27 protein-coding genes are annotated in these 23,300 nt (G+C 64.3%); 26 read left to right on the top strand and 1 reads right to left on the bottom strand.

Annotated features, from left to right (window positions below; translation table 11 throughout):
- Positions 1 to 98 precede the first annotated feature (98 nt).
- From gap to U1H82_RS03065, 3 genes are read left to right on the top strand one after another with little or no spacing between them, the layout of a single operon-like run.
- Complete coding sequence (gene gap / locus U1H82_RS03055; RefSeq protein WP_042483227.1) at positions 99 to 1,109, top strand: type I glyceraldehyde-3-phosphate dehydrogenase; 1,011 nt, start codon at positions 99 to 101, stop codon at positions 1,107 to 1,109.
- Complete coding sequence (locus U1H82_RS03060) at positions 1,109 to 1,582, top strand: MOSC domain-containing protein (protein WP_322963459.1); 474 nt, start codon at positions 1,109 to 1,111, stop codon at positions 1,580 to 1,582. Before gap ends, U1H82_RS03060 begins: the two co-directional genes overlap by 1 nt.
- The gene (locus tag U1H82_RS03065; protein ID WP_322963460.1) at positions 1,579 to 2,778 is read left to right on the top strand and encodes a phosphoglycerate kinase; all 1,200 of its coding nucleotides are present in this window, start codon (positions 1,579 to 1,581) and stop codon (positions 2,776 to 2,778) included. Before U1H82_RS03060 ends, U1H82_RS03065 begins: the two co-directional genes overlap by 4 nt.
- A gap of 152 nt (positions 2,779 to 2,930) precedes the next feature.
- On the opposite strand, the gene U1H82_RS03070 is transcribed toward U1H82_RS03065, so the two are convergent.
- Positions 2,931 to 3,449: a TlpA family protein disulfide reductase gene (locus tag U1H82_RS03070; RefSeq protein ID WP_322963461.1), complete on the bottom strand. Its 519-nt coding sequence runs from the start codon at positions 3,447 to 3,449 to the stop codon at positions 2,931 to 2,933.
- A 120-nt stretch (positions 3,450 to 3,569) separates the two neighbouring features.
- On the opposite strand from U1H82_RS03070, the gene U1H82_RS03075 reads away from it, so the two are divergent.
- From U1H82_RS03075 to nuoN, 23 genes are all read left to right on the top strand, one after another.
- Positions 3,570 to 3,800 carry a ribbon-helix-helix protein, CopG family gene (locus U1H82_RS03075; RefSeq protein WP_322963462.1) on the top strand — a complete coding sequence of 77 codons (231 nt, stop codon included), beginning with the start codon at positions 3,570 to 3,572 and terminating at the stop codon, positions 3,798 to 3,800.
- A complete protein-coding gene (locus U1H82_RS03080; RefSeq protein ID WP_322963463.1) occupies positions 3,797 to 4,123 on the top strand; it encodes a type II toxin-antitoxin system PemK/MazF family toxin in 327 nt (108 codons plus the stop codon). The genes U1H82_RS03075 and U1H82_RS03080 overlap by 4 nt, the downstream gene beginning before the upstream one ends.
- 37 nt (positions 4,124 to 4,160) lie before the next feature.
- Positions 4,161 to 5,069 carry a class I fructose-bisphosphate aldolase gene (locus U1H82_RS03085; protein ID WP_322963464.1) on the top strand — a complete coding sequence of 303 codons (909 nt, stop codon included), beginning with the start codon at positions 4,161 to 4,163 and terminating at the stop codon, positions 5,067 to 5,069.
- 103 nt (positions 5,070 to 5,172) lie between these two features.
- Positions 5,173 to 5,856, top strand: a complete 684-nt coding sequence (gene thiE / locus U1H82_RS03090; RefSeq protein WP_322963465.1) for a thiamine phosphate synthase — start codon at positions 5,173 to 5,175, stop codon at positions 5,854 to 5,856.
- Between the two features lie 89 nt (positions 5,857 to 5,945).
- Positions 5,946 to 6,089, top strand: coding sequence for a hypothetical protein (locus tag U1H82_RS03095; RefSeq protein WP_322963466.1), 144 nt, complete (start codon positions 5,946 to 5,948; stop codon positions 6,087 to 6,089).
- Entirely contained in the window at positions 6,086 to 6,697 is a 612-nt protein-coding gene (locus tag U1H82_RS03100; protein ID WP_322963467.1) for a M23 family metallopeptidase, read from the top strand. The genes U1H82_RS03095 and U1H82_RS03100 overlap by 4 nt, the downstream gene beginning before the upstream one ends.
- 73 nt (positions 6,698 to 6,770) lie before the next feature.
- A complete protein-coding gene (gene efp, locus U1H82_RS03105; RefSeq protein ID WP_007403968.1) occupies positions 6,771 to 7,334 on the top strand; it encodes an elongation factor P in 564 nt (187 codons plus the stop codon).
- Positions 7,335 to 7,463: 129 nt separating this feature from the next.
- Positions 7,464 to 8,276 (top strand): inositol monophosphatase family protein, encoded by an 813-nt coding sequence (locus U1H82_RS03110; protein WP_322963468.1) that lies wholly within the window; start codon positions 7,464 to 7,466, stop codon positions 8,274 to 8,276.
- Between the two features lie 195 nt (positions 8,277 to 8,471).
- On the top strand, positions 8,472 to 8,846 hold the full coding sequence (gene ndhC, locus U1H82_RS03115; RefSeq protein WP_230481820.1) for an NADH-quinone oxidoreductase subunit A: 375 nt from the start codon (positions 8,472 to 8,474) through the stop codon (positions 8,844 to 8,846).
- Positions 8,837 to 9,421, top strand: a complete 585-nt coding sequence (locus tag U1H82_RS03120; protein ID WP_375339480.1) for a NuoB/complex I 20 kDa subunit family protein — start codon at positions 8,837 to 8,839, stop codon at positions 9,419 to 9,421. The genes ndhC and U1H82_RS03120 overlap by 10 nt, the downstream gene beginning before the upstream one ends.
- A complete protein-coding gene (locus U1H82_RS03125; RefSeq protein WP_322963469.1) occupies positions 9,418 to 10,254 on the top strand; it encodes an NADH-quinone oxidoreductase subunit C in 837 nt (278 codons plus the stop codon). The genes U1H82_RS03120 and U1H82_RS03125 overlap by 4 nt, the downstream gene beginning before the upstream one ends.
- On the top strand, positions 10,251 to 11,486 hold the full coding sequence (locus U1H82_RS03130; protein ID WP_322963470.1) for an NADH-quinone oxidoreductase subunit D: 1,236 nt from the start codon (positions 10,251 to 10,253) through the stop codon (positions 11,484 to 11,486). Before U1H82_RS03125 ends, U1H82_RS03130 begins: the two co-directional genes overlap by 4 nt.
- Positions 11,483 to 11,674 (top strand): hypothetical protein, encoded by a 192-nt coding sequence (locus U1H82_RS03135; RefSeq protein WP_322963471.1) that lies wholly within the window; start codon positions 11,483 to 11,485, stop codon positions 11,672 to 11,674. Before U1H82_RS03130 ends, U1H82_RS03135 begins: the two co-directional genes overlap by 4 nt.
- Entirely contained in the window at positions 11,667 to 12,341 is a 675-nt protein-coding gene (locus tag U1H82_RS03140; RefSeq protein ID WP_322963472.1) for a complex I 24 kDa subunit family protein, read from the top strand. The genes U1H82_RS03135 and U1H82_RS03140 overlap by 8 nt, the downstream gene beginning before the upstream one ends.
- Positions 12,341 to 13,651 (top strand): NADH-quinone oxidoreductase subunit NuoF, encoded by a 1,311-nt coding sequence (gene nuoF, locus U1H82_RS03145; protein ID WP_058745084.1) that lies wholly within the window; start codon positions 12,341 to 12,343, stop codon positions 13,649 to 13,651. The genes U1H82_RS03140 and nuoF overlap by 1 nt, the downstream gene beginning before the upstream one ends.
- A complete protein-coding gene (gene nuoG / locus U1H82_RS03150) occupies positions 13,651 to 15,669 on the top strand; it encodes an NADH-quinone oxidoreductase subunit NuoG (RefSeq protein WP_322963473.1) in 2,019 nt (672 codons plus the stop codon). Before nuoF ends, nuoG begins: the two co-directional genes overlap by 1 nt.
- On the top strand, positions 15,666 to 16,721 hold the full coding sequence (gene nuoH / locus U1H82_RS03155) for an NADH-quinone oxidoreductase subunit NuoH (protein WP_322963474.1): 1,056 nt from the start codon (positions 15,666 to 15,668) through the stop codon (positions 16,719 to 16,721). The genes nuoG and nuoH overlap by 4 nt, the downstream gene beginning before the upstream one ends.
- Entirely contained in the window at positions 16,718 to 17,203 is a 486-nt protein-coding gene (gene nuoI, locus U1H82_RS03160; protein WP_007403979.1) for an NADH-quinone oxidoreductase subunit NuoI, read from the top strand. The genes nuoH and nuoI overlap by 4 nt, the downstream gene beginning before the upstream one ends.
- Before the next feature lie 49 nt (positions 17,204 to 17,252).
- Complete coding sequence (locus U1H82_RS03165) at positions 17,253 to 17,864, top strand: NADH-quinone oxidoreductase subunit J (protein ID WP_007404217.1); 612 nt, start codon at positions 17,253 to 17,255, stop codon at positions 17,862 to 17,864.
- Entirely contained in the window at positions 17,861 to 18,169 is a 309-nt protein-coding gene (nuoK, locus tag U1H82_RS03170; protein WP_007404079.1) for an NADH-quinone oxidoreductase subunit NuoK, read from the top strand. The genes U1H82_RS03165 and nuoK overlap by 4 nt, the downstream gene beginning before the upstream one ends.
- A 5-nt stretch (positions 18,170 to 18,174) precedes the next feature.
- On the top strand, positions 18,175 to 20,277 hold the full coding sequence (gene nuoL, locus U1H82_RS03175) for an NADH-quinone oxidoreductase subunit L (RefSeq protein WP_375339482.1): 2,103 nt from the start codon (positions 18,175 to 18,177) through the stop codon (positions 20,275 to 20,277).
- A gap of 7 nt (positions 20,278 to 20,284) precedes the next feature.
- Positions 20,285 to 21,835, top strand: coding sequence for an NADH-quinone oxidoreductase subunit M (locus U1H82_RS03180; protein ID WP_322963776.1), 1,551 nt, complete (start codon positions 20,285 to 20,287; stop codon positions 21,833 to 21,835).
- Complete coding sequence (nuoN, locus tag U1H82_RS03185) at positions 21,835 to 23,298, top strand: NADH-quinone oxidoreductase subunit NuoN (protein ID WP_322963475.1); 1,464 nt, start codon at positions 21,835 to 21,837, stop codon at positions 23,296 to 23,298. The genes U1H82_RS03180 and nuoN overlap by 1 nt, the downstream gene beginning before the upstream one ends.
- Positions 23,299 to 23,300 lie beyond the last annotated feature (2 nt).

The following is a 23,300-nucleotide window of genomic DNA, read 5'->3' on the forward strand; positions in this document are numbered from 1 at the left end:
AGGCGTGGCGCGAACGATGGAATCATCTGAACGATCTCCATCCAACCGGGGGCGGTGCCGTCCAAGGCACGGCCCGTAAGAGACAGGAGCTTGCTGGCATGACGGTCAAGGTTGCAATCAACGGTTTCGGCCGCATCGGTCGTCTGGTCGCGCGTGCGATCCTCGAGCGTGGCGAGGGCGCGCTGGAACTGGTCGCGATCAACGATCTCGCCGACGCCAAGTCCAATGCCTGGCTGTTCAGCCGCGACAGCATCCATGGCCGCTATCCGGGCGAAGTGTCGGCCGAGGGCAACGACATCGTGATCGACGGCAAGCGCATCCGCGTCACCGCCGAGCGTGATCCGGCCAACCTGCCGCACAAGGAACTGGGCGTCGACCTGGTGCTGGAGTGCACCGGCTTCTTCACCGACAAGGCGTCGTGCGAAAAGCATATCGCGGCGGGCGCGAAGAAGGTGCTGATTTCGGCGCCGGGCAAGAATGTCGACCTGACCGTCGTGTACGGCGTCAACCATGACAAGCTGACCGCCGACCACACCATCGTGTCGAACGCCTCATGCACCACCAACTGCCTGGCGCCGGTCGCCAAGGTGCTGAACGACGCGATCGGTATCGAGCGCGGCCTGATGACGACGGTCCACGCCTATACCAACGACCAGAAGATCCTCGACCAGATCCACCCCGACCTGCGCCGCGCCCGCGCCGCCGCCATGTCGATGATCCCGACCACCACGGGTGCTGCCCGCGCGGTGGGTGAGGTTCTCCCCGAGTTGAAGGGCAAGCTGGACGGCTCGGCCATCCGCGTGCCGACCCCGGACGTCAGCCTGGTCGACCTGACCTTCACGCCCGCGCGCGACACGACCAAGGAAGAGGTCAACGCGATCCTGAAGGCGGCGTCGGAGAGCGAGGCGCTGAAGGGCGTGCTGGTCTATACCGACGAGCCGCTGGTCTCGATCGACCTGATGCACTCGCCGCAGTCCTCGACCGTCGACAGCCTGGAGACGGCGGTGATCGACGGCAAGCTGGTGCGCGTCGTGTCCTGGTACGACAATGAATGGGGCTTCTCGAACCGCATGGTCGACACCGCGACCGCGATGGCGAAGTTCCTCTGATGACGACGCGGGCGATGACCGGGCGTCTGGCCGGTATCGCCCGCCATGCCGTGCCGAAAGGGCCGATGGCGGTGATCGACACCGCCATCGTCACCCTGGAGGGCGGCATCGAAGGCGATGTGCGCGGGCGTGTGAAGCCCGGCGGTCGCGGGCGGCGTCAAGTGACGCTGATCGAGCGGGTCGACTGGAACGCCGCGCTGGCCGAGATCGATCGTGACATCCCCTGGCAGGAGCGCCGGGCGAACCTGCTGGTCGAGGATTTCGACCTTCCCCAAATTCCGGGCACCCGGCTTCGTATCGGGACTGTCCTGCTGCAAATCACCATGGAATGCGATCCGTGCCACCGCATGGACGCGATCGCCGATGGATTGCAGGCGGCTCTTCGGCCTGACTGGCGCGGTGGCGCGTGCAGCAAGGTGATCGAGGGCGGCACGATCCGCATCGGCGATACAATCAGGATCGAGGAATCATGACCAAGGCCTTCAAGACGCTCGACGATATGGGCGATGTCCAGGGCAAGCGCGTGCTGGTCCGCGAGGATCTGAACGTGCCGATGGCCGATGGCCGCGTCACCGACGACACCCGCCTGCGCGCGACGATCGCGACCGTGACCGAACTGGCCGACAAGGGCGCGATCGTCCTGATCCTCGCCCATTTCGGCCGCCCCAAGGGGCAGCGTAACCCCGAATTCTCGCTGGCGATGCTGACCCAGCCCTATGGCGACGTGCTGGGCCGTCCGGTCCGCTTCATCGACGATGTGGCGGGCGAGGCGGCGGAGGCTGCCGTTGCGACGCTGAACCCCGGCGATATCGCGATCCTGGAAAACACCCGCTTCCATGCCGGTGAGGAAAAGAACGACGCCGAACTGGCGGCGCAGATCGCGAAGCTCGGCGATCTCTACGTCAACGACGCCTTTTCGGCGGCGCACCGCGCGCACGTCTCGACCGAAGGGCTGGCCCGCCAGCTTCCCGCCTTTGCGGGCCGGGCGATGGAGGCCGAACTCGACGCGCTGGAAAAGGCACTGGGCAATCCCGAGCACCCCGTCGCGGCGGTGGTCGGCGGGGCCAAGGTTTCGACCAAGCTCGCCGTCCTCAAGCATCTGGTCGGCAAGGTCGATCACCTCATCATCGGCGGCGGCATGGCCAACACCTTCCTCGCCGCGCGCGGGGTCGATGTGGGCAAGTCGCTGTGCGAGCATGACCTGACCGGCACCGCCGAGGAGATCCTTGAGGCGGCGGACAAGGCGGGCTGTACCGTCCACCTGCCCTATGATGTGGTGGTGGCACGCGAGTTCAAGCCGAACCCCGAGACGCGCACTGTCAACGTGCACGAAGTCGCCGCCGACGAGATGATCCTCGACCTTGGCCCCAATGCGGTCGAAGCGCTCGGCGACGTGTTGAAGAACTGCCGCACCCTGGTCTGGAACGGCCCGCTCGGCGCGTTCGAGACGCCACCCTTCGACATGGCGACCGTCGCGCTGGCCAAGACGGCGGCGGCGCTGACCCAGGACGGCAGCCTCGTCTCGGTCGCAGGGGGCGGTGATACCGTCGCCGCGCTCAACCAGGCGGGCGTCGGCACGCAGTTCACCTTCGTCTCGACGGCGGGCGGCGCGTTCCTGGAGTGGATGGAAGGGCAGGACCTGCCCGGCGTCGCTGCGCTGATGGCCTAATCCAAATCCTCCCCTGTAAGGGGAGGTGGCAGGCCGAAGGCCTGACGGAGGGGTGTCACCATCGGCGAGGGTGGACCTACCCCATAAACGGAGACACCCCTCCACCAGCTTCGCTGGTCCCCCTCCCCTTGCAGGGGAGGAAGATTACATCGCTACGACCCCGTCGCCGCTGGCGGCGGGGTTTCCTTCAACAGCGGCACCAACAGCCGGTTGAGATCGTCGATATCGAACGCCGCCGCCTTGGCGTAGCGGACGCGTCCGGCGCGATCGATGATGTAGTTGGTCGGCACCGCGCCCAGTATCGCATAAGGCCCCTTGATCCGCCGCGCCGAAGGAATGGCCATCGCGGCGAACAGCGGTTTCAGCTTGTAGAGGGGCAGCGAATCCTCGGTCGCCACCGCGAACACCTTCAAGCCATGTTTGCCCTGGATGCGATAATATTGGTCGAGCAGCGGCAGCTCGGCCCGGCACGGCCCGCACCAGGTCGCCCAGAAGTTCAGCACGACCACCTGTCCCCGCAGATCGGCCAGCCGGACATGACTGCCGTCGATCAGCGTCAGATCGAAATCGGGCGCCATCTCACCCAATTCCGGTGCGGACTTGGCGATGGCCGGAGGGGCGGCCGTCGACATCATCAGCGCCGCAGCCAGCGCCCACCGAATCCCCGTCATCCTTTTCCTCCCCCCAAATCGCCCCGGATCAGGATGATCCTTGGTTGGACATGGCGCAAGGACGCTTGATCCCACTTGTCCGACTTGCTAGGTTAAACGCGTTAAACGAAGGAAGTGGCAATGCTCGGCGTCCGCCTCGATACCGAATTGGAAGAGCGGCTGGCGGCCGTCGCGCGCACGCAAGGGCGCAGCAAGAGCGATATCGCCCGTGAGGCGGTGCGCCGCTATGTCGACCTGCACGACGAAGCCTATCGCCGTGAAGCCCGCCGCCAGTCGACCCGCGCGTCGAAACGCGACACGCCGGAGGATTTCGCCTTCTGGAATGCGCTGGCCAAGGAGGCGGAGGCGTGAAGATTTCGCATGCCGCCATCGTGCTGGCGACGACAAGCGAGGGGAACGATCACCGGCCCTTCCTGGTTGTTCAGTCTGATCTCTATAACGAGACGCATAACACCATCACCGTCTGTCCCATGACGTCGGTCGTCGGCGGCGAGGCGCTGTTCCGCGTCGCCTTTTCCCCGCGCGAGCATACCGGCCTGACCGTCGAGTGCGAGGTGCAGGTGGACAAGATTCTGTCGATCCCGCGCAATCATATCGTCAAAGTGCTGGGCCATGCTTCGCCCACCCGGATGGAGCAGGTCGATCAGGCGCTGCGCCGCTGGCTGATGCTCTAACCCCGTTTCGAACCCAAAATCCGTCTGGAGAGAATTGATGACCCCGATCGTGAAAGCCATTCTCGACAAATATGAAGGCACACCCGCCGCGGTGAAGGCCAATCTCGCCCGCATCCTGATGCAGGGTAAGCTGGGCGGCACCGGCAAGGTCATCATCCTGCCGGTCGACCAGGGCTTCGAGCATGGCCCGGCGCGCAGCTTCGCGATCAACCCGCCCGCCTATGACCCGCATTACCATTTCCAGCTGGCGATCGACGCCGGGCTGTCGGCCTATGCCGCGCCGCTGGGCATGCTGGAGGCGGGCGCCGACACTTTTGCGGGCCAGATTCCGACCATCCTGAAGATCAACAGCTCGAACAGCTGGGGCACCTCGATCACCCAGGCGGTGACGGGCAGCGTGCAGGACGCGGTGCGGCTGGGCTGCGCGGCGATCGGCTTTACCATCTATCCGGGTTCGGACGGCATTTTCGACGCGATGGACCAGATCGCGATCCTGTCGGCCGAGGCGCGCGAGGCGGGCCTCGCCACCGTCATCTGGAGCTATCCGCGCGGCGGCAAGCTGACCAAGGACGGCGAACTGGCGCTCGACGTCGGTGCCTATGCCGCGCACATGGCGGCGCTGCTCGGCGCGCACATCATCAAGGTGAAGCTGCCCACCGACCATATCGAGCAGGCCGAGGCAAAGAAGGCCTATGAGGGCAAGGACTGGTCGAAGCAGTCCGACCGTGTCGCCCATGTCGTCCAGTCGAGCTTTGCGGGTCGTCGCATCGTCGTCTTCTCGGGTGGTGCCGCCAAGGGGGCGGACGCCGTCTATCAGGACGCGCGCGACATTCGTGACGGTGGCGGCAACGGCTCGATCATCGGCCGCAACACCTTCCAGCGTCCGCGTGACGAGGCGCTGGCGATGCTCGACAAGCTGATCGCGATCTACAAGAACGAAGAATAAGTTCTTGCTAGGGTTGGGCGTTCCGGTTGGGGAACCGGGACGCCCATTCCTCCGCCGCGCCAAAGAGGTGACGGATGCCGCGTCAGGCGCTAGGGGGAGGGCCATGACGCTTGATGACGATCCCCTGGGGCCCCTCGACCCGAATTTCGCCGCGGCCTTTACCCGCGATGTGCGGCGCCCGCCCTGCCAGCTCTATCTGATCTCGCCGCTCGACGTGACCGGTAATTTCGCCGACCGTTTGGCGCGCGCGCTCGACGCCGGGCCGGTCGCGGCCTTCCAGTTCCGCGTCAAGGACATGGACCAGCACGCCGCCGCCAAGCTGGCCGAACCGCTCCAGCGCATCTGCGCCGATCGCGAGGTCGCCTTCATCGTCAATGACAGCATCAGCCTGGCCAAGCGGCTGGGCGCGGACGGCGTGCATCTGGGCCAGGAAGACGGCGACGCCCGCGAGGCCCGCGACGTGCTCGGCCCCTCGGTCCAGATCGGCATCACCTGCCACGACAGCCGCCACCTGGCGATGGAAGCGGGCGAGGCGGGCGCGGACTATGTCGCGTTCGGCGCCTTCTACCCGACCATGACCAAGGAAACCAAACATCGGCCCGAGCCGGTGATCCTGTCCTGGTGGTCGGCGCTGTTCGAACTGCCCTGCGTCGCGATCGGCGGCATCACGCCTGCCAATGCCGCCCCGCTGGTCAAGGCAGGCGCGGACTTCCTCGCCGTGTCGGGCGCGGTGTGGAACGGCGATGAGACCGCGGCGGTCAAGGCCTTTGCCGAGGTCCTGCGCTGACCGTAGCCGCTGCGTCCGTTGCGCAGAGGAAACAAGCTCCGCCCGCCCGCGTTTAACCTAGGATCGATAGGCGGACCTGGGGAGCGGGCGTGAAGAGACTGGCAATCGCTCTTATCGGCGGCGTGGCAATGGCACTGGTCGCCGTGGCGACGCATCCGACCCCGGCGCAGAATGTGAAGCCAGTCGATCACCAGCCATCCGCCGCGCGCAATATGGCGGCATTGCCGCAATGAGGCGTGGCGGGGGCAGGGGGCCGCTGTCGCGTTTTGGCTGGGTGATGCTGGCCCTGATCGTCATCGCGGTCGGTGGCTTCCTGTCGATGCTGTCCTTCGGGCCGGGCGAGGTCGTGGTGCCGGACGTCGCGGCTCCCGCCAAACAGGCGGCGGCGGGCAGTGCGGCGGCCCTCGCCATGCCGATCGCCGATTATCCGGTGGCGTCGCTCCATCATGACTGGGGCGATCCGCGCGAGGGCGGCACGCGCAGGCATGAGGGGATCGACCTCCCCGCACCCGCCGGAACGCCCGTCGTCGCGGCGCTGAACGGCACGGTCGAGAAATTGTTCGACAGCGATCGCGGCGGCCATACCCTCTATATCCGTTCGCGCGATGGCCGCTGGAGCCTCTATTATGCGCATCTCAAGGGCTATGCGCCCGGCATCGCCGAAGGGCAGCGGGTCAGGCGCGGCCAGGTGGTCGGCTATGTCGGCGACACCGGCAATGCGGGGGCGGGCAACACCCATCTCCACTTCGCGATCAGCTGGATGCGCGCGGGCGACGGCTGGTGGCAGGGCGAGCCGGTCGATCCCTATCCGCTGCTTGCCGGAAAGCGCGCCACAGGCTAAAGCGGCCGACACGGACCGCCGGGCCGCTTCCATGCCCCGGCATCCTTTGCTCTTTCCAGCAGGTTGAAGACCCATGAAGATCAGCGGCGTGGACATTCGTCCCGGCAACATCATCGAGTATGAAGGCGGCATCTGGCGCGCCGTGAAGATTCAGCACACCCAGCCTGGCAAGGGCGGTGCATATATGCAGGTCGAGATGAAGAACCTCATCGACGGCCGCAAGACGAACGTCCGCTTCCGCTCCGCCGAGACGGTCGAGCGCGTCCGCCTGGACACCAAGGACTTCCAGTTCCTGTTCGCGGAAGGCGACGACCTGACCTTCATGGACAAGGAAAGCTATGAGCAGATCACGCTGCCGCGCGACCTGCTGGGCGATGCCGCCGCTTTCCTGCAGGACGGCATGGATGTCGTGATGGAACTGCACGAGGAAAAGCCGATCTCGGTCCAGCTTCCCGACCAGATCGAAGCCACCATCGTCGAGGCCGACGCGGTGGTGAAGGGGCAGACCGCCTCGTCTTCGTACAAGCCCGCCATCCTCGACAATGGCGTGCGCGTGATGGTGCCGCCGCACATCGCGTCCGGCACGCGCATCGTCGTCGACGTGTACGAACAGACCTACGTCCGCCGCGCGGACTGATGACGATCGGCGGATGACCGGCGCGATATAAGCGCGACCCCGTCATCCGCCGTCCCGGCCCGTCGTTCGCGGCGGGCCTTTTCAATTAGAGCGCCCTGGGCAAGCAGCGGCGCGATCGAAAGGACGATCATGGCCTCGCACTCCGGGCTTCTCACCATCATGGAACGCGCCGCGCGCAAGGCTGCCCCGCGTCTGCGCCGCGACTTCAACGAGGTTCAGCACCTCCAGGTCAGCCGCAAGGGTCCCGCCGACTTCGTGTCGATGGCCGACAAGCGCGCCGAGGAAACTGTCTTCGAGGAATTGAAGAAAGCCCGTCCCGACTGGAACTTCCTCATGGAGGAGGGCGGCGAGATCAAGGGCGATCCGTCGAAGCCGCGCTTCATCATCGACCCGCTCGACGGCACCTCGAACTTCCTGCACGGCATCCCGCACTTTGCCATCTCGATCGCGGTCGAGGAGCAGATGCCCAACGGCAAGCGCGAAGTCACGACCGGCCTGATCTATCAGCCGCTGACCGACGAGAGCTTCTGGGCCGAAAAGGGCCGGGGTGCGTGGTTGCAGGACGGCCGCCTGCGCGTGTCGTCGCGCCGCGATCTGTCGGAGGCGCTGATCGCCACCGGCATCCCGTTCCTCGGGCATGGTGATTTCGTCCAGTGGAGCCGCATTTTCGGGGCGATCGCGCCGCAGGTCGCCGGTATCCGCCGCTTCGGCTCGGCCGCGCTCGACCTCGCCTGGGTTGCCGCCGGTCGCTATGACGGCTTCTGGGAGTCGGGCCTGAAGCCATGGGACGCGGCGGCGGGCATGCTGTTGGTGCGCGAAGCGGGCGGTTTCGTCAGCGACTTCCGCGGCAGCGACAAGTCGCTTGAGCGCGGTGAGTATCTGGCGGCCAATGAGGGCTTGCATTCCAAGCTGCACAAGCTGCTGGCCAACGCGCTGCGTTAAGAATTTGGTGGGATTTGAGCGCGAGTGGCTGGGGCCCTTGCGCTCAACCATCTGAATTACCATGTAAAAATTCGAGGATAACAGCGGGTGGCGGCGTTCACTTGCGATTCATTCTCATGCCTCCGCTGGCTTGCTCCGGCCGACCCATCGGCCTAAAGCCATCCGCATCCAGTTCCGCATCTGCGAGAGAAAAACTTGGTCGATCTGTCGCAATATCTGCCGATCCTCCTGTTCCTGGGCGTTGCCCTGGCACTGTCGACGGCCTTCGTGTTTCTGCCGATGCTGGTGGCGCGCCTGACCGGTGCGCATCAGCCCAACGAGCAGAAGCTGTCCGAATATGAATGCGGCTTCCCCGCGTTCGAAGACCCGCGCAGCCAGTTCGACGTGCGTTTCTACCTCGTCGCGATCCTGTTCATCATCTTCGATCTGGAAGCGGCGTTTCTGTACCCCTGGGCGGTCAGCGTCTTCAGCCTCGGCTGGACCGCCTGGTTTTCGATGATGATCTTCATCGGCGAGCTCGCGCTGGGTCTCGTCTATGCGTGGAAGAAGGGAGCGTTGGATTGGGAGTAAATCTTCACTCCGGTCCGGTTGAGTTCAAGCCGCAGGCCCATGGCGGACTCGTCCATGATGGCCAGGCCGTCGTCCAGCCCGATCAGGGCTTCTTCGATGGTCTGAACGGCGAGCTGACCGACAAGGGCTTCCTCGTGACCTCGACCGAGGAACTGTTCCAATGGGCGCGCACCGGCTCGCTCTGGTGGATGACCTTCGGTCTGGCGTGCTGCGCGGTGGAGATGATCCACGTCAACATGCCGCGTTACGACATGGAGCGCTTCGGAGCCGCACCGCGCGCGTCGCCGCGTCAGTCGGACGTGATGATCGTCGCGGGCACGTTGTGCAACAAGATGGCTCCGGCGCTGCGTCGTGTGTACGACCAGATGTCGAACCCGAAATACGTCATCTCGATGGGCAGCTGCGCCAATGGCGGCGGCTATTATCATTACAGCTATTCGGTGGTGCGCGGCTGTGACCGGATCGTGCCCGTGGACATCTATGTCCCCGGCTGTCCGCCGACCGCCGAAGCGCTGTTGTATGGCGTGATGCAGCTGCAGCGGAAGATCCGCCGCGCCGGGAGCATCGAACGGTGAGGGCGCCTGCTCCCCGTTTCGCCGCGAATGACGGCGTGATCGATGCGGCCCGCGCCGCGCTTGGCCCGTGGCTGGTCGATGCGCGCGAGCATGTCGGTGAGGTCGCGCTGATCGTCGATCGCGCGAACCTGGTGCCCGCGATGACCGCGCTGCGCGATACCAAGGGGCTGGAATATCAGCAGCTGATGGAGATTGCGGGCGTCGACTATCCCGAGCGCGACGAGCGTTTCGAGGTGGTCTATTGCCTCCTCTCGCTGACCCGCAACCACCGCCTGCACGTCCATGTCTGCACCGACGAGGACAAGCCGGTGCCGTCGGTGACGGGCCTGTGGCCGGTCGCGGGCTGGCTGGAGCGTGAGGTCTATGACCTGTACGGCGTGCTGTTCTCAGGGAATAGCGACCTGCGTCGCATCCTGACCGACTATGGCTTCCGCGGCCATCCGCTGCGCAAGGACTTCCCGCTGACCGGTTATACCGAGCTGCGCTATTCGGAAGAGGAAAAGCGCGTCGTCTATGAGCCGGTGAAGCTGGCGCAGGACTTCCGCAACTTCGACTTCCAGAGCCCGTGGGAAGGTGCTGAATATGTCCTTCCCGGCGACGAGAAGGGCACGCAGGCGCAGGGTAAGGGGGCTCAGACCCCGGCCAGCGCCGACGCGGTGAAGAAGGCCGACGCCGCGCCGGACAAGACCGCCGCCGCCAACGCGCCCGAGACCAAGACCACCGAAAGCCCCAAGCAGACGGGCGCGGGTGAACCGCATCCGGGCAACAAGGCCGAAGGTAAGCCCCAGGACCCGGACGTCGTGCCGGGCAAGGGCGGAGGACAGAATCAGTGAGCGACTATGTCGACGAACTGCTCCACAAGACCGATGCGGTCGACCCGACCACGGGCGACGTGTCGATCCAGAACTATACGATCAACTTCGGCCCGCAGCATCCGGCGGCGCACGGCGTGCTGCGCCTCGTTATGGAGCTGGACGGCGAGATCGTCGAGCGCGTCGATCCGCATGTCGGCCTGCTGCATCGCGGCACCGAGAAGCTGATCGAGTACAAGACCTATTCGCAGGCGCTGCCCTATTTCGACCGCCTCGATTACTGCTCGCCGATGTGCATGGAGCACAGCTATGTGCTCGCGGTCGAAAAGCTGCTCGACCTCGAAGTACCGCTGCGCGCGCAGTATCTGCGGACGTTCTTTGCCGAGCTGACGCGCATTTCGAACCACATGCTCAATCTGGGCAGCCATGTGATGGACGTCGGCGCGATGACGCCGAACCTGTGGATGTTCGAAATCCGCGAAGACTGCATGAACTTCTATGAGCGCGCCTCGGGCGCGCGCATGCATGCGAATTATTTCCGTGTCGGTGGCGTCCACCAGGACGTGCCGCTCAAGCTGCTGACCGATATCGCCGACTGGCTCGATACCCGTCTGCCGCAGCTGTTCGAGGATGCGATCGGCCTCGTCGCCAACAACCGCATCTTCAAGCAGCGCAATGTCGACATCGCGGTGGTGAACCGCGAGGACGCGATCAAGTGGGGCTTCTCCGGCCCAATGATCCGCGGCTCGGGCATTCCGTGGGATTTGCGCAAGTCGCAGCCCTATGACGCCTATGACAAGGTGGACTTCGACGTGCCGGTGGGCACCAGCGGCGATTGCTATGACCGGTTCATGGTGCGTGTCGAGGAAGTGCGCCAGTCGGCCCGGATCATGAAGCAGTGCCTGGCGCAGATGCCCGAAGGTCCAGTGCTGGCCAGTGATCGCAAGGTCACGCCGCCCAAGCGCGGTGAGATGAAGCGCTCGATGGAAGCGCTGATCCACCACTTCAAGCTCTATACCGAAGGGTATCACGTCCCCGCCGGTGAAGTGTATGTCGCGACCGAAAGCCCCAAGGGCGAATTCGGCGTGTATCTCGTCTCCGACGGATCGAACAAACCCTATCGCTGCAAGATTCGCCCGACCGCGTTCAGCCATCTCCAGGCCATGGAATTCATGTCCAAGGGCCATATGCTGGCGGATACGACCGCGATCCTGGGCGCGATGGACATCGTGTTCGGGGAGTGTGACCGGTGATCCTCTCGCGTGAAAAACTTGGACTTCGCCTCATAGTTGTTGCGGCGTGTTTTGCTGCGGGGTGGATGGTTCTGAGTTTGGTCGGCATCCAGCATTGGAATGTCACCGGAGGCGACGTATCCGCGCTCATTGGCCTTATTGGTGGCACGATCGCGGCACACCTGATGACAGGTAAGAAGAATGGCTGACGCTCCCAACATCCCCGACGAGGCGGAAGTCCGCGCCCGCTGGGGCAATTTCGCCTGGACCGACGAGAACCAGAAGAAGGCGAACGAGATTCTCGCGCGCTATCCGAAGGGCCGCGAGCAGTCCTGCTCGATCCCGTTCCTTGATCTGGCCCAGCGCCAGGTCGGCGCGGAGACGCAGACGCAAGGCTGGCTGCCGGTGCCGGTGATCGAGTTCGTCGCGCGTCAGCTCGGCGTTGCGTACATGCGCATCTATGAGGTCGCGACCTTCTACACGATGTTCAACCTCGCGCCGGTCGGTCGCTATCATGTGCAGGTGTGCGGCACGACGCCGTGCATGCTGCGCGGGTCGGACGACGTGCTGGCGGCGTGCAAGAATAAGGGCCTCATCAAGGGCAAGACCACGCCCGACGGCATGTTCACGCTGACCGAGGTCGAGTGCATGGGCAATTGCGCCTCGGCCCCGATGGTCCAGATCAACGACGACAATTACGAGGACCTGGATTACGACCGTACGGTCACAATCCTCGAGGCGCTGGCCAAGGGCGAGCATCCGAAGACCGGCACCCAGGAGCCGGGTCGCCACACGGTCGAGCCGATCGGCGGTCCGACCACGCTGACCGCCATGGTCGGCGACAATCACGACTATCGCGGGGAGTGGGGCGCATAATGCTCGCTGACAAGGACCGCATTTTCACCAATCTCTACGGCTATCAGCCGTGGAACGTCGACGCGGCGATGAAGCGCGGCGATTGGGACAATACCAAGGCGCTGCTCGAGCTGGGCCAGGACAAGATCATCGACGTCATCAAGGCGTCGGGTCTGCGTGGACGTGGCGGGGCCGGCTTCCCGACCGGCATGAAGTGGAGCTTCATGCCCAAGGAACCGCGCCCCGACCGGCCGAGCTTCCTGGTCATCAACGCCGACGAGTCCGAGCCGGGCAGTTGCAAGGACCGCGAGATCATCCGCCACGATCCGCACAAGCTGATCGAGGGCGCGCTGGTCGCGGGCTTCGCGATGCGCGCGCGGGCGGCCTATATCTATATTCGCGGCGAATATATCCGCGAGGCCGAGACGCTGTTCGCAGCGGTGGCCGAGGCCTATGACCGGGGCTTCCTGGGCAAGAATGCCTGTGGCTCGGGTTACGATTTCGACGTCTTCGTTCACCGGGGCGCGGGCGCGTATATCTGCGGTGAAGAGACCGCGATGATCGAAAGCCTGGAGGGCAAGAAGGGCCAGCCGCGCCTGAAGCCGCCTTTCCCGGCGGGTGCGGGCCTCTATGGCTGCCCGACGACGGTCAACAACGTCGAGTCGATCGCGGTCGCTCCGACGATCCTGCGTCGCGGCGCCGAATGGTTTTCCTCCTTCGGGCGTGAGAACAACAAGGGCACCAAGCTCTTTCAGATTTCCGGCCATGTCGATCGCCCCTGCGTGGTCGAGGAAAGCATGTCGATCAGCTTCCGCGAGCTGATCGAGAAGCATTGCGGCGGCATTCGCGGCGGCTGGGACAATCTGCTCGCGGTGATCCCGGGTGGTTCGTCGGTGCCGTTGGTGCCCGCCGCCGAGATCATGGACGCGCCGATGGACTTCGACGGCCTGAAGGCGGTCGGATCGGGTCTCGGCACGGCGGCCGTCATCGTCATGGACAAGTCGACCGACATCGTCCGCGCGATCAGCCGCTTGTCGTACTTCTACAAGCATGAGAGCTGCGGCCAGTGCACGCCGTGCCGTGAAGGCACCGGCTGGATGTGGCGTGTGATGGAGCGGATGCGCACCGGCGATGCCGATGTGGCCGAGATCGACACGCTGTTCCAGGTGACGAAGCAGGTCGAAGGCCACACCATCTGCGCGCTGGGCGACGCGGCGGCCTGGCCGATCCAGGGCCTGATCCGCCACTTCCGCCCGGAGATGGAACGCCGCATTCGCGAACGCAAAGGCGAGACGGGCGGCAACGCCCCGATGATGGAAGCTGCCGAATAATGCCTAAGGTCAAAGTCGACGGCGTCGAGATCGAGGTGCCGCAGGGTGCCACCGTGCTCCAGGCCTGTGAGCTGGCGGGCAAGGAAATCCCGCGCTTCTGCTATCATGAGCGGCTGTCCATCGCGGGCAATTGCCGCATGTGCCTGGTCGAGGTGAAGCCTGGGCCCCCCAAGCCGCAGGCGTCGTGCGCGCTTCCGGCGGCGGACAATCAGGAAATCTTCACCACCACCCCGATGGTGAAGGCCGCGCGCGAAGGCGTGATGGAATTCCTGCTCATCAACCACCCGCTGGACTGCCCGATCTGCGATCAGGGCGGCGAGTGCGACCTGCAGGACCAGTCCATGGCCTATGGCAAGGGCCATAGCCGCTATGACGAGAACAAGCGGGCCGTCACCGAGAAATATATGGGTCCGATCGTGAAGACGGTCATGACCCGTTGCATCCAGTGCACCCGCTGCGTCCGCTTCGCCGAAGAGGTCGCGGGCGTGGAGGAGATCGGCGCGATCTATCGCGGCGAGAACATGCAGATCACGTCCTACCTCGAACAGGCCGTGTCGAGCGAGCTGTCGGGCAATGTCGTCGACCTGTGCCCGGTGGGCGCGCTGACGTCCAAGCCCTATGCGTTCGAGGCGCGTCCCTGGGAGCTGAAGAAGACGCTCGCCATCGACGTGATGGATGCGGTGGGAACGAACATCCGCCTCGACAGCCGGGGTCGTCAGGTGCTGCGCTGCGTGCCGCGGATCAACGACGAGGTGAATGAGGAGTGGGCGAGCGACAAGACGCGTCACGCGATCGACGGTCTGGTCCGTCGTCGTCTCGACCGTCCGTTCATCCGCCGCGACGGCAAGCTGGTGCCCGCGACTTGGGACGAGGCGTTCGCCGCGATCCGTGACATGAATGCGGGTTCGAGCGTCGCCGCGATCGCCGGTGATCTGGTCGATTGCGAGACGATGTTCGCCGCCAAGGCGCTGCTCGCCAAGATGGGGTCGTCGTTGCTCGAAGGTCGTCAGACTGGTATGGACTATGACGTGTCGAGCCTGGCTGCGGTCAACTTCAACACGACCATCGCGGGCGTCGAGCGCGCCGATGCGATCCTGCTGATCGGCACCAATCTGCGCTGGGAAGCGCCGCTGGTTAACACCCGTATCCGCAAGGCGATCAAGAAGGGCGCGAAGGTCTTCGCGATCGGCCCCGAAACCGACCTGACCTACAAGGTCGAGTGGCTGGGCGCCGACCTGTCGGTGCTGGGCAACCTGCCCGAGGTCGTGACCGAGCTGTTCGGCAAGGCCGCGCGTCCGATGGTGATCGTCGGTGGTGCTGCGCTGAAGGGTGCACATGGCGCCAGCCTGAAGCTTGTCGACCAGTTCAATCTGGTGCGGACGCTGGAGGATGGTTCGGCCTGGAACGGCTATAATGTCGTTCACATGGCGGCGGCTCGTATGGGCGGGCTGATGCTCGGCTATGCGCAGAAGGGCGGCATTGCGGACGTGGTTTCGGCCGCGCCGAAGCTCGCCTTCTTCCTGGGCGCCGACGAGGTCGATTTCGCCAACTTCTCCAATAGCTTCAAGGTGTTCGTCGGCCATCATGGCGACAAGGGTGCGCATCACGCCGATGTCATCCTGCCGGGTGCGACCTATGCCGAGAAGTCGGGCACCTGGGTCAACCTCGAAGGCCGGGTGCAGCGTGGCGACCGCGCGGTGTTCGCGCCTGGCGATGCGCGCGACGACTGGACGATCTTCCGCGCGCTGTCCGAAGTGCTGGGCCAGACCTTGCCGTTCGACACGCTGGAACAGCTGCGCGCTGCCATGGCCGCAGAGGTTCCGGCGCTGGGCCAGGTCGGCCTCGTGACCTTCGACTGGGCCGCACCGTCGCTGGACGCGACCGCGAGCGGCACGCTCGAGGGGTATCCGATCAAGGACTTCTACCTCACCAACGCGATCTGTCGCGCCAGCCCGACGATGCAGCGCTGCTCGGCCGAACTGGTCCATGGTGAGAGCTATGCGGAGGCAGCGGAGTGACCGCGTTTTTCAACACGACGCTCGGCCTTCCTTATGGCTGGGCCTGGACGATCGCGACGCTGGTCGGGATTCTGGCGATCGCGCTGCCGCTGATGCTGGCCGTCGCGATGGTCATCTATGTCGACCGCAAGATCTGGGCGGCGATGGCGCTGCGCCGGGGGCCGAACGTGGTTGGTCCCTTCGGTCTGCTTCAGTCCTTCGCCGACGGTCTGAAGGTCTTCCTGCAGGAAACCATCGTTCCGGCGGCCGCCAATCGCGGGCTGTTCCTGCTGGCGCCGATCATCACCTTCACGGTCGCGCTGATCGTTTGGGCAGTGGTCCCGTTCCAGCCGGGCGTGGTCGTCGCCAACATCAATGTCGGCCTGCTCTATGTCCTCGCGGCTTCGTCGCTGGGCGTATATGGCGTGATCCTGTCGGGCTGGGCATCGAACTCGAAATATCCCTTCTACTCGGCGCTTCGTGCGGCCGCGCAGATGGTGTCCTATGAAGTCGCGATCGGCTTCATCCTGATTTCGGTCGTGATGTGGTCGGGCAGCTTCAACCTGACGAATATCGTCGAGGCGCAGAAGGGTGTGCTGAACACGCCCGTCAACGGCTTCTTCCTCAACCCGCTGCTCTTCCCGATGGCGATCATGTTCTTCATCTCGGCACTGGCCGAGACGCAGCGCGCGCCGTTCGATCTGACCGAAGCGGAGTCGGAGCTCGTCGCGGGTTACCAGACCGAATATAGCTCGATGTCGTTCGCGCTGTTCTGGCTGGGTGAATATGCCAACGTCATCCTGATGTGCGCGCTGAACGCGATCCTGTTCTGGGGTGGCTATCTGCCGCCGCTCGACTGGGCGCCGCTTTACGCCGTGCCGGGCATCGTCTGGCTGCTCTTGAAGATGTGCTTCTTCTTCTTCGTCTTTTCCTGGGTGAAGGCGACCGTACCGCGCTACCGGTACGACCAGCTGATGCGGCTGGGCTGGAAGGTGTTCCTGCCGGTGTCGCTGTTCTGGGTATTCTTGGTGTCTGGCGTGCTGATGTATGCGCGCGTGGGAGTTCCGGCATGAGCGTCGCTCAGTACGTCAAGGCTTTTACGCTGTGGGAGTTCGTGAAGGGCCATGCGCTGACCCTTCGCTACTTCTTCAAGCCGAAGGCGACGATCAACTATCCGTACGAGAAGAACCCGATTTCCCCACGCTTCCGGGGCGAGCACGCGCTGCGTCGCTATCCCAATGGCGAGGAGCGGTGCATCGCGTGCAAGCTGTGCGAGGCGATCTGCCCCGCCCAGGCGATCACGATCGAGGCGGAACCCCGCGACGACGGCAGCCGCCGCACGACGCGCTACGACATCGACATGACCAAGTGCATCTATTGCGGGCTGTGCCAGGAGGCCTGCCCCGTGGATGCGATCGTCGAGGGTCCGAACTTCGAATTTTCGACCGAGACCCGCGAAGAGCTGATCTACGACAAGTCGAAGTTGCTCGATAACGGTGACCGCTGGGAAAGCGCGATCGCGGCGAACCTTGCCGCCGATGCGCCGTACCGTTAAAGCCCGCGACCAACGGTTCGGGGCGGACAGAAAAGGGGCCTGACAGGCAGTGATACAGGCTATCGCCTTCTATATTTTCGCGACCGTGGTGATCGTGTCCGCAGGGCTTACGATCGCGTCGCGCAATCCGGTGCACTCGGTCATGTGGCTGATCCTGGCGTTCTTCAACGCCGCGGGCCTCATGGTGCTGTGCGGGGCCGAGTTCATCGCGATGCTGCTCGTCATCGTCTATGTGGGCGCGGTCGCGGTGTTGTTCCTCTTCGTCGTCATGATGCTCGATATCGAGGTCGCGGCGATGCGGGCGGGCTTTGCGCGCTATCTGCCGCTGGGCCTGGCACTTGCCGTCGCCCTGCTGGCCGAGGTCATCATCGCGTTCCAGGCGTGGAGCGTCGGCGGCGTGCAGCTGGCGGCGCGTGCCGCGCCCATCGCGCCGGAAGTGTCCAACATCCAGGCGATCGGCAATCTGCTGTACACGCGCTATCTGTTCATCTTCGAGGGTGCCGGCCTGGTCCTGCTCGTCGCGATGATCGGTGCGATCGTGCTCACGCATCGCAAGCGCGGCGGCGTCCGTCCGCAGAACATCGCCAAGCAGAATGCGCGTCAGCCGCATGAGGCGATCCGCAATATCAATCAGCCCATCGGGCAGGGGGTGGAACTGTGACGATCGGTCTCGTCCATTATCTGGTCGTTGCAGCGATCCTGTTCACCATGGGGGTGCTGGGTATCTTCCTCAATCGGAAGAACCTGATCGTCATCCTCATGGCGATCGAGCTCATCCTGCTCGCCGTGAACCTGAACCTCGTCGCCTTCTCGGCCGCGCTTCAGGATCTGGTGGGTCAGGTCTTCGCCATGTTTGTCCTGACCGTGGCCGCCGGTGAGTCGGCGATCGGTCTGGCGATCCTGGTCATTTATTTCCGTGGCCGCGGCACCATCGCGGTCGACGATGTCAACCGGATGAAGGGGTAATCGGGTTGATCCTCGCTATCGTCTTCCTGCCGTTGCTGGCCGCCGCCATTGCGGGGTTCGGCAACAAGGCCATTGGGAACGTGCCCGCCAAGGTCGTCACGACCGGCGCGCTGTTCATTTCCTGTGCCCTCTCATGGCCGATCTTCATCGGTTATCTGTCGGGCCATAACGTCGCGACCGTGACGCCAGTGCTCCACTGGATCACCAGCGGCGATATGTCGGTCGACTGGGCGCTGCGCGTCGACTCGCTGACCGCGATCATGCTGGTGGTCATCACCAGCGTGTCGGCCTTGGTCCACCTCTATAGCTGGGGCTATATGAGCGAGGACCCGGATCAGCCGCGCTTCTTCGCCTATCTCTGCCTTTTCACCTTCGCGATGTTGATGCTCGTGACGGCGGACAATCTGGTCCAGATGTTCTTCGGCTGGGAAGGGGTGGGCCTTGCGTCCTACCTGCTGATCGGCTTCTGGTTCCGTAAGCCCTCGGCCAATGCGGCCGCGATCAAGGCGTTCGTCGTCAACCGCGTCGGCGACCTCGGTTTCATGCTCGGCATCTTCGGCACCTTCCTGGTGTTCAAGACCGTCTCGATCCCCGAGATCCTGGCGGCGGCGCCCGGCATGACGGGTTCGACCATCGGCTTCCTGGGCCACCGGTTCGACACGATGACCGTGCTCTGCCTGCTGCTGTTCGTCGGCGCGATGGGCAAGTCGGCGCAGCTGGGCCTCCACACCTGGTTGCCGGACGCGATGGAAGGCCCGACCCCTGTGTCGGCGCTGATCCACGCGGCGACGATGGTGACCGCGGGCGTGTTCATGGTGTGTCGCCTGTCGCCGATGTTCGAAACCTCGCCGACCGCCATGACGGTGGTGACGGTGGTGGGTGCCTGCACCTGCTTCTTCGCCGCGACGATCGGCACGGTGCAGACCGACATCAAGCGCGTCATCGCCTATTCGACCTGTTCGCAGCTCGGTTACATGTTCTTCGCGGCAGGCGTCGGCGCCTATGGCGCGGCGATGTTCCATCTGTTCACCCACGCTTTCTTCAAGGCGCTGTTGTTCCTGGGTGCGGGCTCGGTGATCCATGCGATGCATCACGAGCAGGACATGCGCTATTATGGTGGTCTGCGTCGCCACATCCCCGTAACCTTCTGGGGCATGATGATGGGCACGCTGGCGATCACCGGCGTTGGTATCTACGAAGTGGGCGGCTTTGCCGGTTACCACTCGAAGGACGCAATCATCGAAGTGGCCTATGCGGCGGGTTCGCCCTTTGCGTTCTGGGCGGGTGTGATCGCGGCGCTGCTGACCAGCTTCTATTCGTGGCGCCTGATGTTCCTGACCTTCTGGGGCAAGCCGCGCTGGGCCGCGTCGGAGCATATCCAGCACGCGTTGCATGACGCTCATGGCCACGGTCATGACGATCACGCGCACGCCCATGACGCGCATCATCATGACGAGGCGCATCACAATGTCGCGCATGCCGAGGATGCCGGTGACGAGCCGAGCGTTCACGGCGCGGCGCATACCGATCTGCCGGAAGGCACCGGCGGCTATCATCCGCATGAGAGCCCGCTGGTCATGCTGATCCCGCTGATCATCCTGTCGATCGGCGCGATCGCGGCGGGTTTCGTCTTCCAGCCCTGGTTCGTCTCGCCCGAGGCGGGTGAGACGTACTGGAAGGGTGCGATCTTCTTCAACGAACACCTGATGCATGCGATGCACGGCATTCCGGTGTGGGCGAAGCTGTCGGCGACGATCGTGATGCTGATCGGGTTCGTGACCGCGTATCTGACCTATATCCGTGCACCGGAGTTCCCGGCCAAGTTTGCGGACCAGTTCCGCATCCTGTACCGCTTCCTCCTCAACAAATGGTATTTCGACGAGATCTACCATTTCCTCTTCGTGCGCCCCGCCTTCGCGATCGGCCGGTTCCTGTGGCACCGTGGCGACGAGAAGACGATCGACCGCTTCGGTCCCAATGGTGTCGCCTGGCTCGTCCAGCTCGGCAGCAAGGGTGCGGCGCGCTTCCAGACGGGATACCTCTACAGCTATGCGTTCGTCATGTTGATCGGCCTGACCGCGGCCGTCACCTGGGCCATTTTGGGTTGATCGCGTGATGCAGGGCTTCCCGATCCTCTCCGTCATGCTGGCGGTCCCGGCTGTTGCCGCGATCGCCTGCCTTTTCCTCAACGCCAACGGCGCGCGTATGCTCGCGCTCGCCGCCACGCTGGTCGATTTCGTACTGGGCATCGTGCTCTGGATGAATTTCGACGTGGGCGGCGCCCAGTGGCAGTTTGTCGAGCATGCCCCCGGCATCTTCGGCCCGTTCGGCTGGTCGCTCGGCATCGATGGCTTCGCACTGCTGCTGATCATGCTCAGCGTGTTCCTGATGCCGATCTGCATCGGCGCCAGCTGGCGCGCGATCGACAAGCGGGTCCCGGAATATATGGGCCTGTTCCTGTTTACCGAAGTGCTGATGATCGGCACCTTCGCGGCGCAGGACCTGTTCCTCTTCTACGTCTTCTTCGAAGCCGGCCTGATCCCGATGTATCTGATCATCGGCATCTGGGGCGGGGCGAACCGCATCTACGCGTCGTACAAGTTCTTCCTGTACACGCTGCTCGGCTCGCTCCTCATGTTCGTCGCGATGCTCTATATGGCGCGCACGGCGGGCACGACCTCGATCCCGGCGCTGCTGGCCTATGACTTCCCGGTCTCGGTCCAGATGTGGCTTTGGTTCGCGTTCTTTGCCTCGTTCGCGGTGAAGATGCCGATGTGGCCGGTCCACACCTGGCTTCCCGACGCGCATGTGCAGGCGCCGACGGCGGGTTCGGTCATCCTGGCGGGCGTTCTGCTGAAGCTCGGCGGTTATGGTTTCATCCGCTTCCTGCTGCCGATGTTCCCGGAGGCGAGCGGACAGCTGACCTGGCTGATCTTCGCGCTGTCGGCGGTGGCGGTGATCTATGCCTCGCTGGTCGCGCTGGTGCAGTCCGACATGAAGAAGCTGATCGCCTATTCGTCGGTCGCGCACATGGCGATCGTGACCATCGGCCTCTATGCCTTCAACCAGCAGGGCATTGAGGGCGCGATGATCATGATGCTCAGCCATGGTCTGGTGTCGGGCGCGCTGTTCCTGTGCGTCGGCGTTATCTATGACCGGCTGCATACCCGCGAGATCGCGCGGTACGGTGGCCTGTCGATCAACATGCCGAAATATGCCGTGCTGTTCCTGTTCTTCACCATGGCGTCGATCGGTCTGCCGGGCACCAGCGGCTTCGTTGCCGAGTTCCTGTCGCTGATGGGCACCTATCAGGTGTCGACCTGGACCGCGCTGCTTTGCACCACCGGCATCATCCTGGGTGCGGCGTACATGCTCTATCTCTACCGGCGCGTCGCGTATGGCGAGATCAAGTCGGACGAGGTGGCGGCGATGCCTGACCTGTCGCATCGCGAGCTGTGGCTGCTGGCCCCGATCGCTGCGGTGACGCTGTGGATGGGCGTGTACCCGGAGAGCTTCCTGGCGCCGATGCGCAAGGACGTGGCGATCTTGCTTCAGCGGATCGACCGGGCGAACCCCGGTTCGGACAGCCGCCCGACCGCTGGCAAGCCTGCCCTTGTGACCACCCATGCCCCTGAGCACCAAGCTGCGCACGGGGAGGCGCACTGATGAGCTATTCGTTGAACCTCTTGATGGTCCTGCCCGAGTTGGTGCTGACCCTCGGCGCGATCGCGCTGATGCTCGTCGCTGCCTGGGGCGGGACCAACGCCACACGCGGCATCTCAATCGCGGCGGTGTTCGTGCTGGCGGGGGCGATGGTCGCGCTGGCCGGGCCTGCTACTACCGGCGGTCTCGCTTTTGGCGGGCTGTACCGGGCGGATGCCTTTGCGGGCTTTGCCAAGGTGCTGATCTATCTGGCGACCGCGGTGGCGATCATCATGGCGCCGCGCTTCTTCGCCCGTTCGCCGGGTGAGGATCTGCGGCCCGAATATCCCATCCTGATGCTGCTCTCGTCGGTTGGCATGGGTATGATGGTGTCGGCGGGTGACCTGCTGACCCTCTATGTCGGTCTCGAACTGCAGAGCCTGTCGGCCTATGTGCTGGCCAGCTTCATGCGGCGTGATGGTCGTTCGGCCGAAGCGGGCCTGAAGTATTTCGTCCTTGGCGCATTGGCCTCGGGCATCCTGCTCTACGGCATCTCGCTGGTCTATGGCTTCTCCGGTTCGACCGATTTCGCGCAGATCGCGGGCGCTTATGGTCGCGATGCGGCGATGGGCACACGCTCGCTGGGTTTGATGTTCGGCCTGGTATTCGTGTTCGCGGGCCTGGCGTTCAAGATGTCGGCGGTGCCGTTCCACATGTGGACTCCGGACGTCTATGAAGGCGCGCCGACCCCGGTCACGGCCTTCTTTGCCTCGGCTCCCAAGGTCGCGGCGATGGCGCTGGCGATCCGCGTCGCCGTCGAGGCGATGGGCTCGGCCGTGCAGCAGTGGCAGCAGATCGTGACCTTCGCCGCCCTGGCCTCGATTATCCTGGGTGCGGTCGCGGCGATCGGGCAGACCAACATCAAGCGGCTGCTGGCCTACTCCTCGATCAACAATGTCGGCTTTGCCCTGATCGGTCTGGCGGCGGGCACGGCGCAGGGCGTCGCGGCGGTGCTGACCTACCTGACCATCTACGTCATCATGACGCTGGGCGCGTTCCTGATCGTCATCCGCATGCGGGATGAGAACGGCAATCCGCTGGAGTCGATCGCCAGCCTGTCGGGCCTGTCGCGCACGCGTCCGGCGCTGGCTTGGGCGATGGCGTTCTTCATGTTCTCGGTCGCGGGCATTCCGCCGCTGCTCGGCTTCTATGCCAAGTTCGCGGTGTTCAATGCGGCGGTCGCGGCGGGCCTGTTCCCGCTGGCGGTGATCGGTGTCGTCGCCTCGGTGATCGGTGCTTATTATTATCTGCGCATCATCAAGACGATGTTCTTCGACGAGCCGGTCGGTGCGTGGGATAACGGCGATGCGCAGCCGGTCGAGAACGGCCTGATCGCCTTGTCGGCGTTGTTCGTCTCACCGGTCGGCTATCTGGCGATCCCGCTGCTTGGCGCTTGGTCGCTGGCGGCTGCTCGGGCGCTGTTCTGAGC

Origin of the sequence: Sphingomonas fuzhouensis, from assembly GCF_034659795.1 — a bacterium.
Classification (GTDB): domain Bacteria; phylum Pseudomonadota; class Alphaproteobacteria; order Sphingomonadales; family Sphingomonadaceae; genus Sphingomonas; species Sphingomonas fuzhouensis.

What these genes read in the sequence shown, in the direction of transcription:
- nuoN (WP_322963475.1), top strand. Translation starts at nt 21,835, where the DNA reads ATGAGCTATTCGTTGAACCTCTTGATGGTCCTGCCCGAGTTGGTGCTG.
- nuoF (WP_058745084.1), top strand. Translation starts at nt 12,341, where the DNA reads ATGCTCGCTGACAAGGACCGCATTTTCACCAATCTCTACGGCTATCAG.
- U1H82_RS03060 (WP_322963459.1), top strand. Translation starts at nt 1,109, where the DNA reads ATGACGACGCGGGCGATGACCGGGCGTCTGGCCGGTATCGCCCGCCAT.
- U1H82_RS03180 (WP_322963776.1), top strand. Translation starts at nt 20,285, where the DNA reads ATGCAGGGCTTCCCGATCCTCTCCGTCATGCTGGCGGTCCCGGCTGTT.
- U1H82_RS03140 (WP_322963472.1), top strand. Translation starts at nt 11,667, where the DNA reads ATGGCTGACGCTCCCAACATCCCCGACGAGGCGGAAGTCCGCGCCCGC.
- gap (WP_042483227.1), top strand. Translation starts at nt 99, where the DNA reads ATGACGGTCAAGGTTGCAATCAACGGTTTCGGCCGCATCGGTCGTCTG.
- thiE (WP_322963465.1), top strand. Translation starts at nt 5,173, where the DNA reads ATGACGCTTGATGACGATCCCCTGGGGCCCCTCGACCCGAATTTCGCC.
- U1H82_RS03110 (WP_322963468.1), top strand. Translation starts at nt 7,464, where the DNA reads ATGGCCTCGCACTCCGGGCTTCTCACCATCATGGAACGCGCCGCGCGC.
- U1H82_RS03085 (WP_322963464.1), top strand. Translation starts at nt 4,161, where the DNA reads ATGACCCCGATCGTGAAAGCCATTCTCGACAAATATGAAGGCACACCC.
- efp (WP_007403968.1), top strand. Translation starts at nt 6,771, where the DNA reads ATGAAGATCAGCGGCGTGGACATTCGTCCCGGCAACATCATCGAGTAT.
- U1H82_RS03070 (WP_322963461.1), bottom strand. Translation starts at nt 3,449, where the DNA reads ATGACGGGGATTCGGTGGGCGCTGGCTGCGGCGCTGATGATGTCGACG.
- U1H82_RS03100 (WP_322963467.1), top strand. Translation starts at nt 6,086, where the DNA reads ATGAGGCGTGGCGGGGGCAGGGGGCCGCTGTCGCGTTTTGGCTGGGTG.
- U1H82_RS03065 (WP_322963460.1), top strand. Translation starts at nt 1,579, where the DNA reads ATGACCAAGGCCTTCAAGACGCTCGACGATATGGGCGATGTCCAGGGC.
- U1H82_RS03075 (WP_322963462.1), top strand. Translation starts at nt 3,570, where the DNA reads ATGCTCGGCGTCCGCCTCGATACCGAATTGGAAGAGCGGCTGGCGGCC.
- nuoG (WP_322963473.1), top strand. Translation starts at nt 13,651, where the DNA reads ATGCCTAAGGTCAAAGTCGACGGCGTCGAGATCGAGGTGCCGCAGGGT.
- nuoI (WP_007403979.1), top strand. Translation starts at nt 16,718, where the DNA reads ATGAGCGTCGCTCAGTACGTCAAGGCTTTTACGCTGTGGGAGTTCGTG.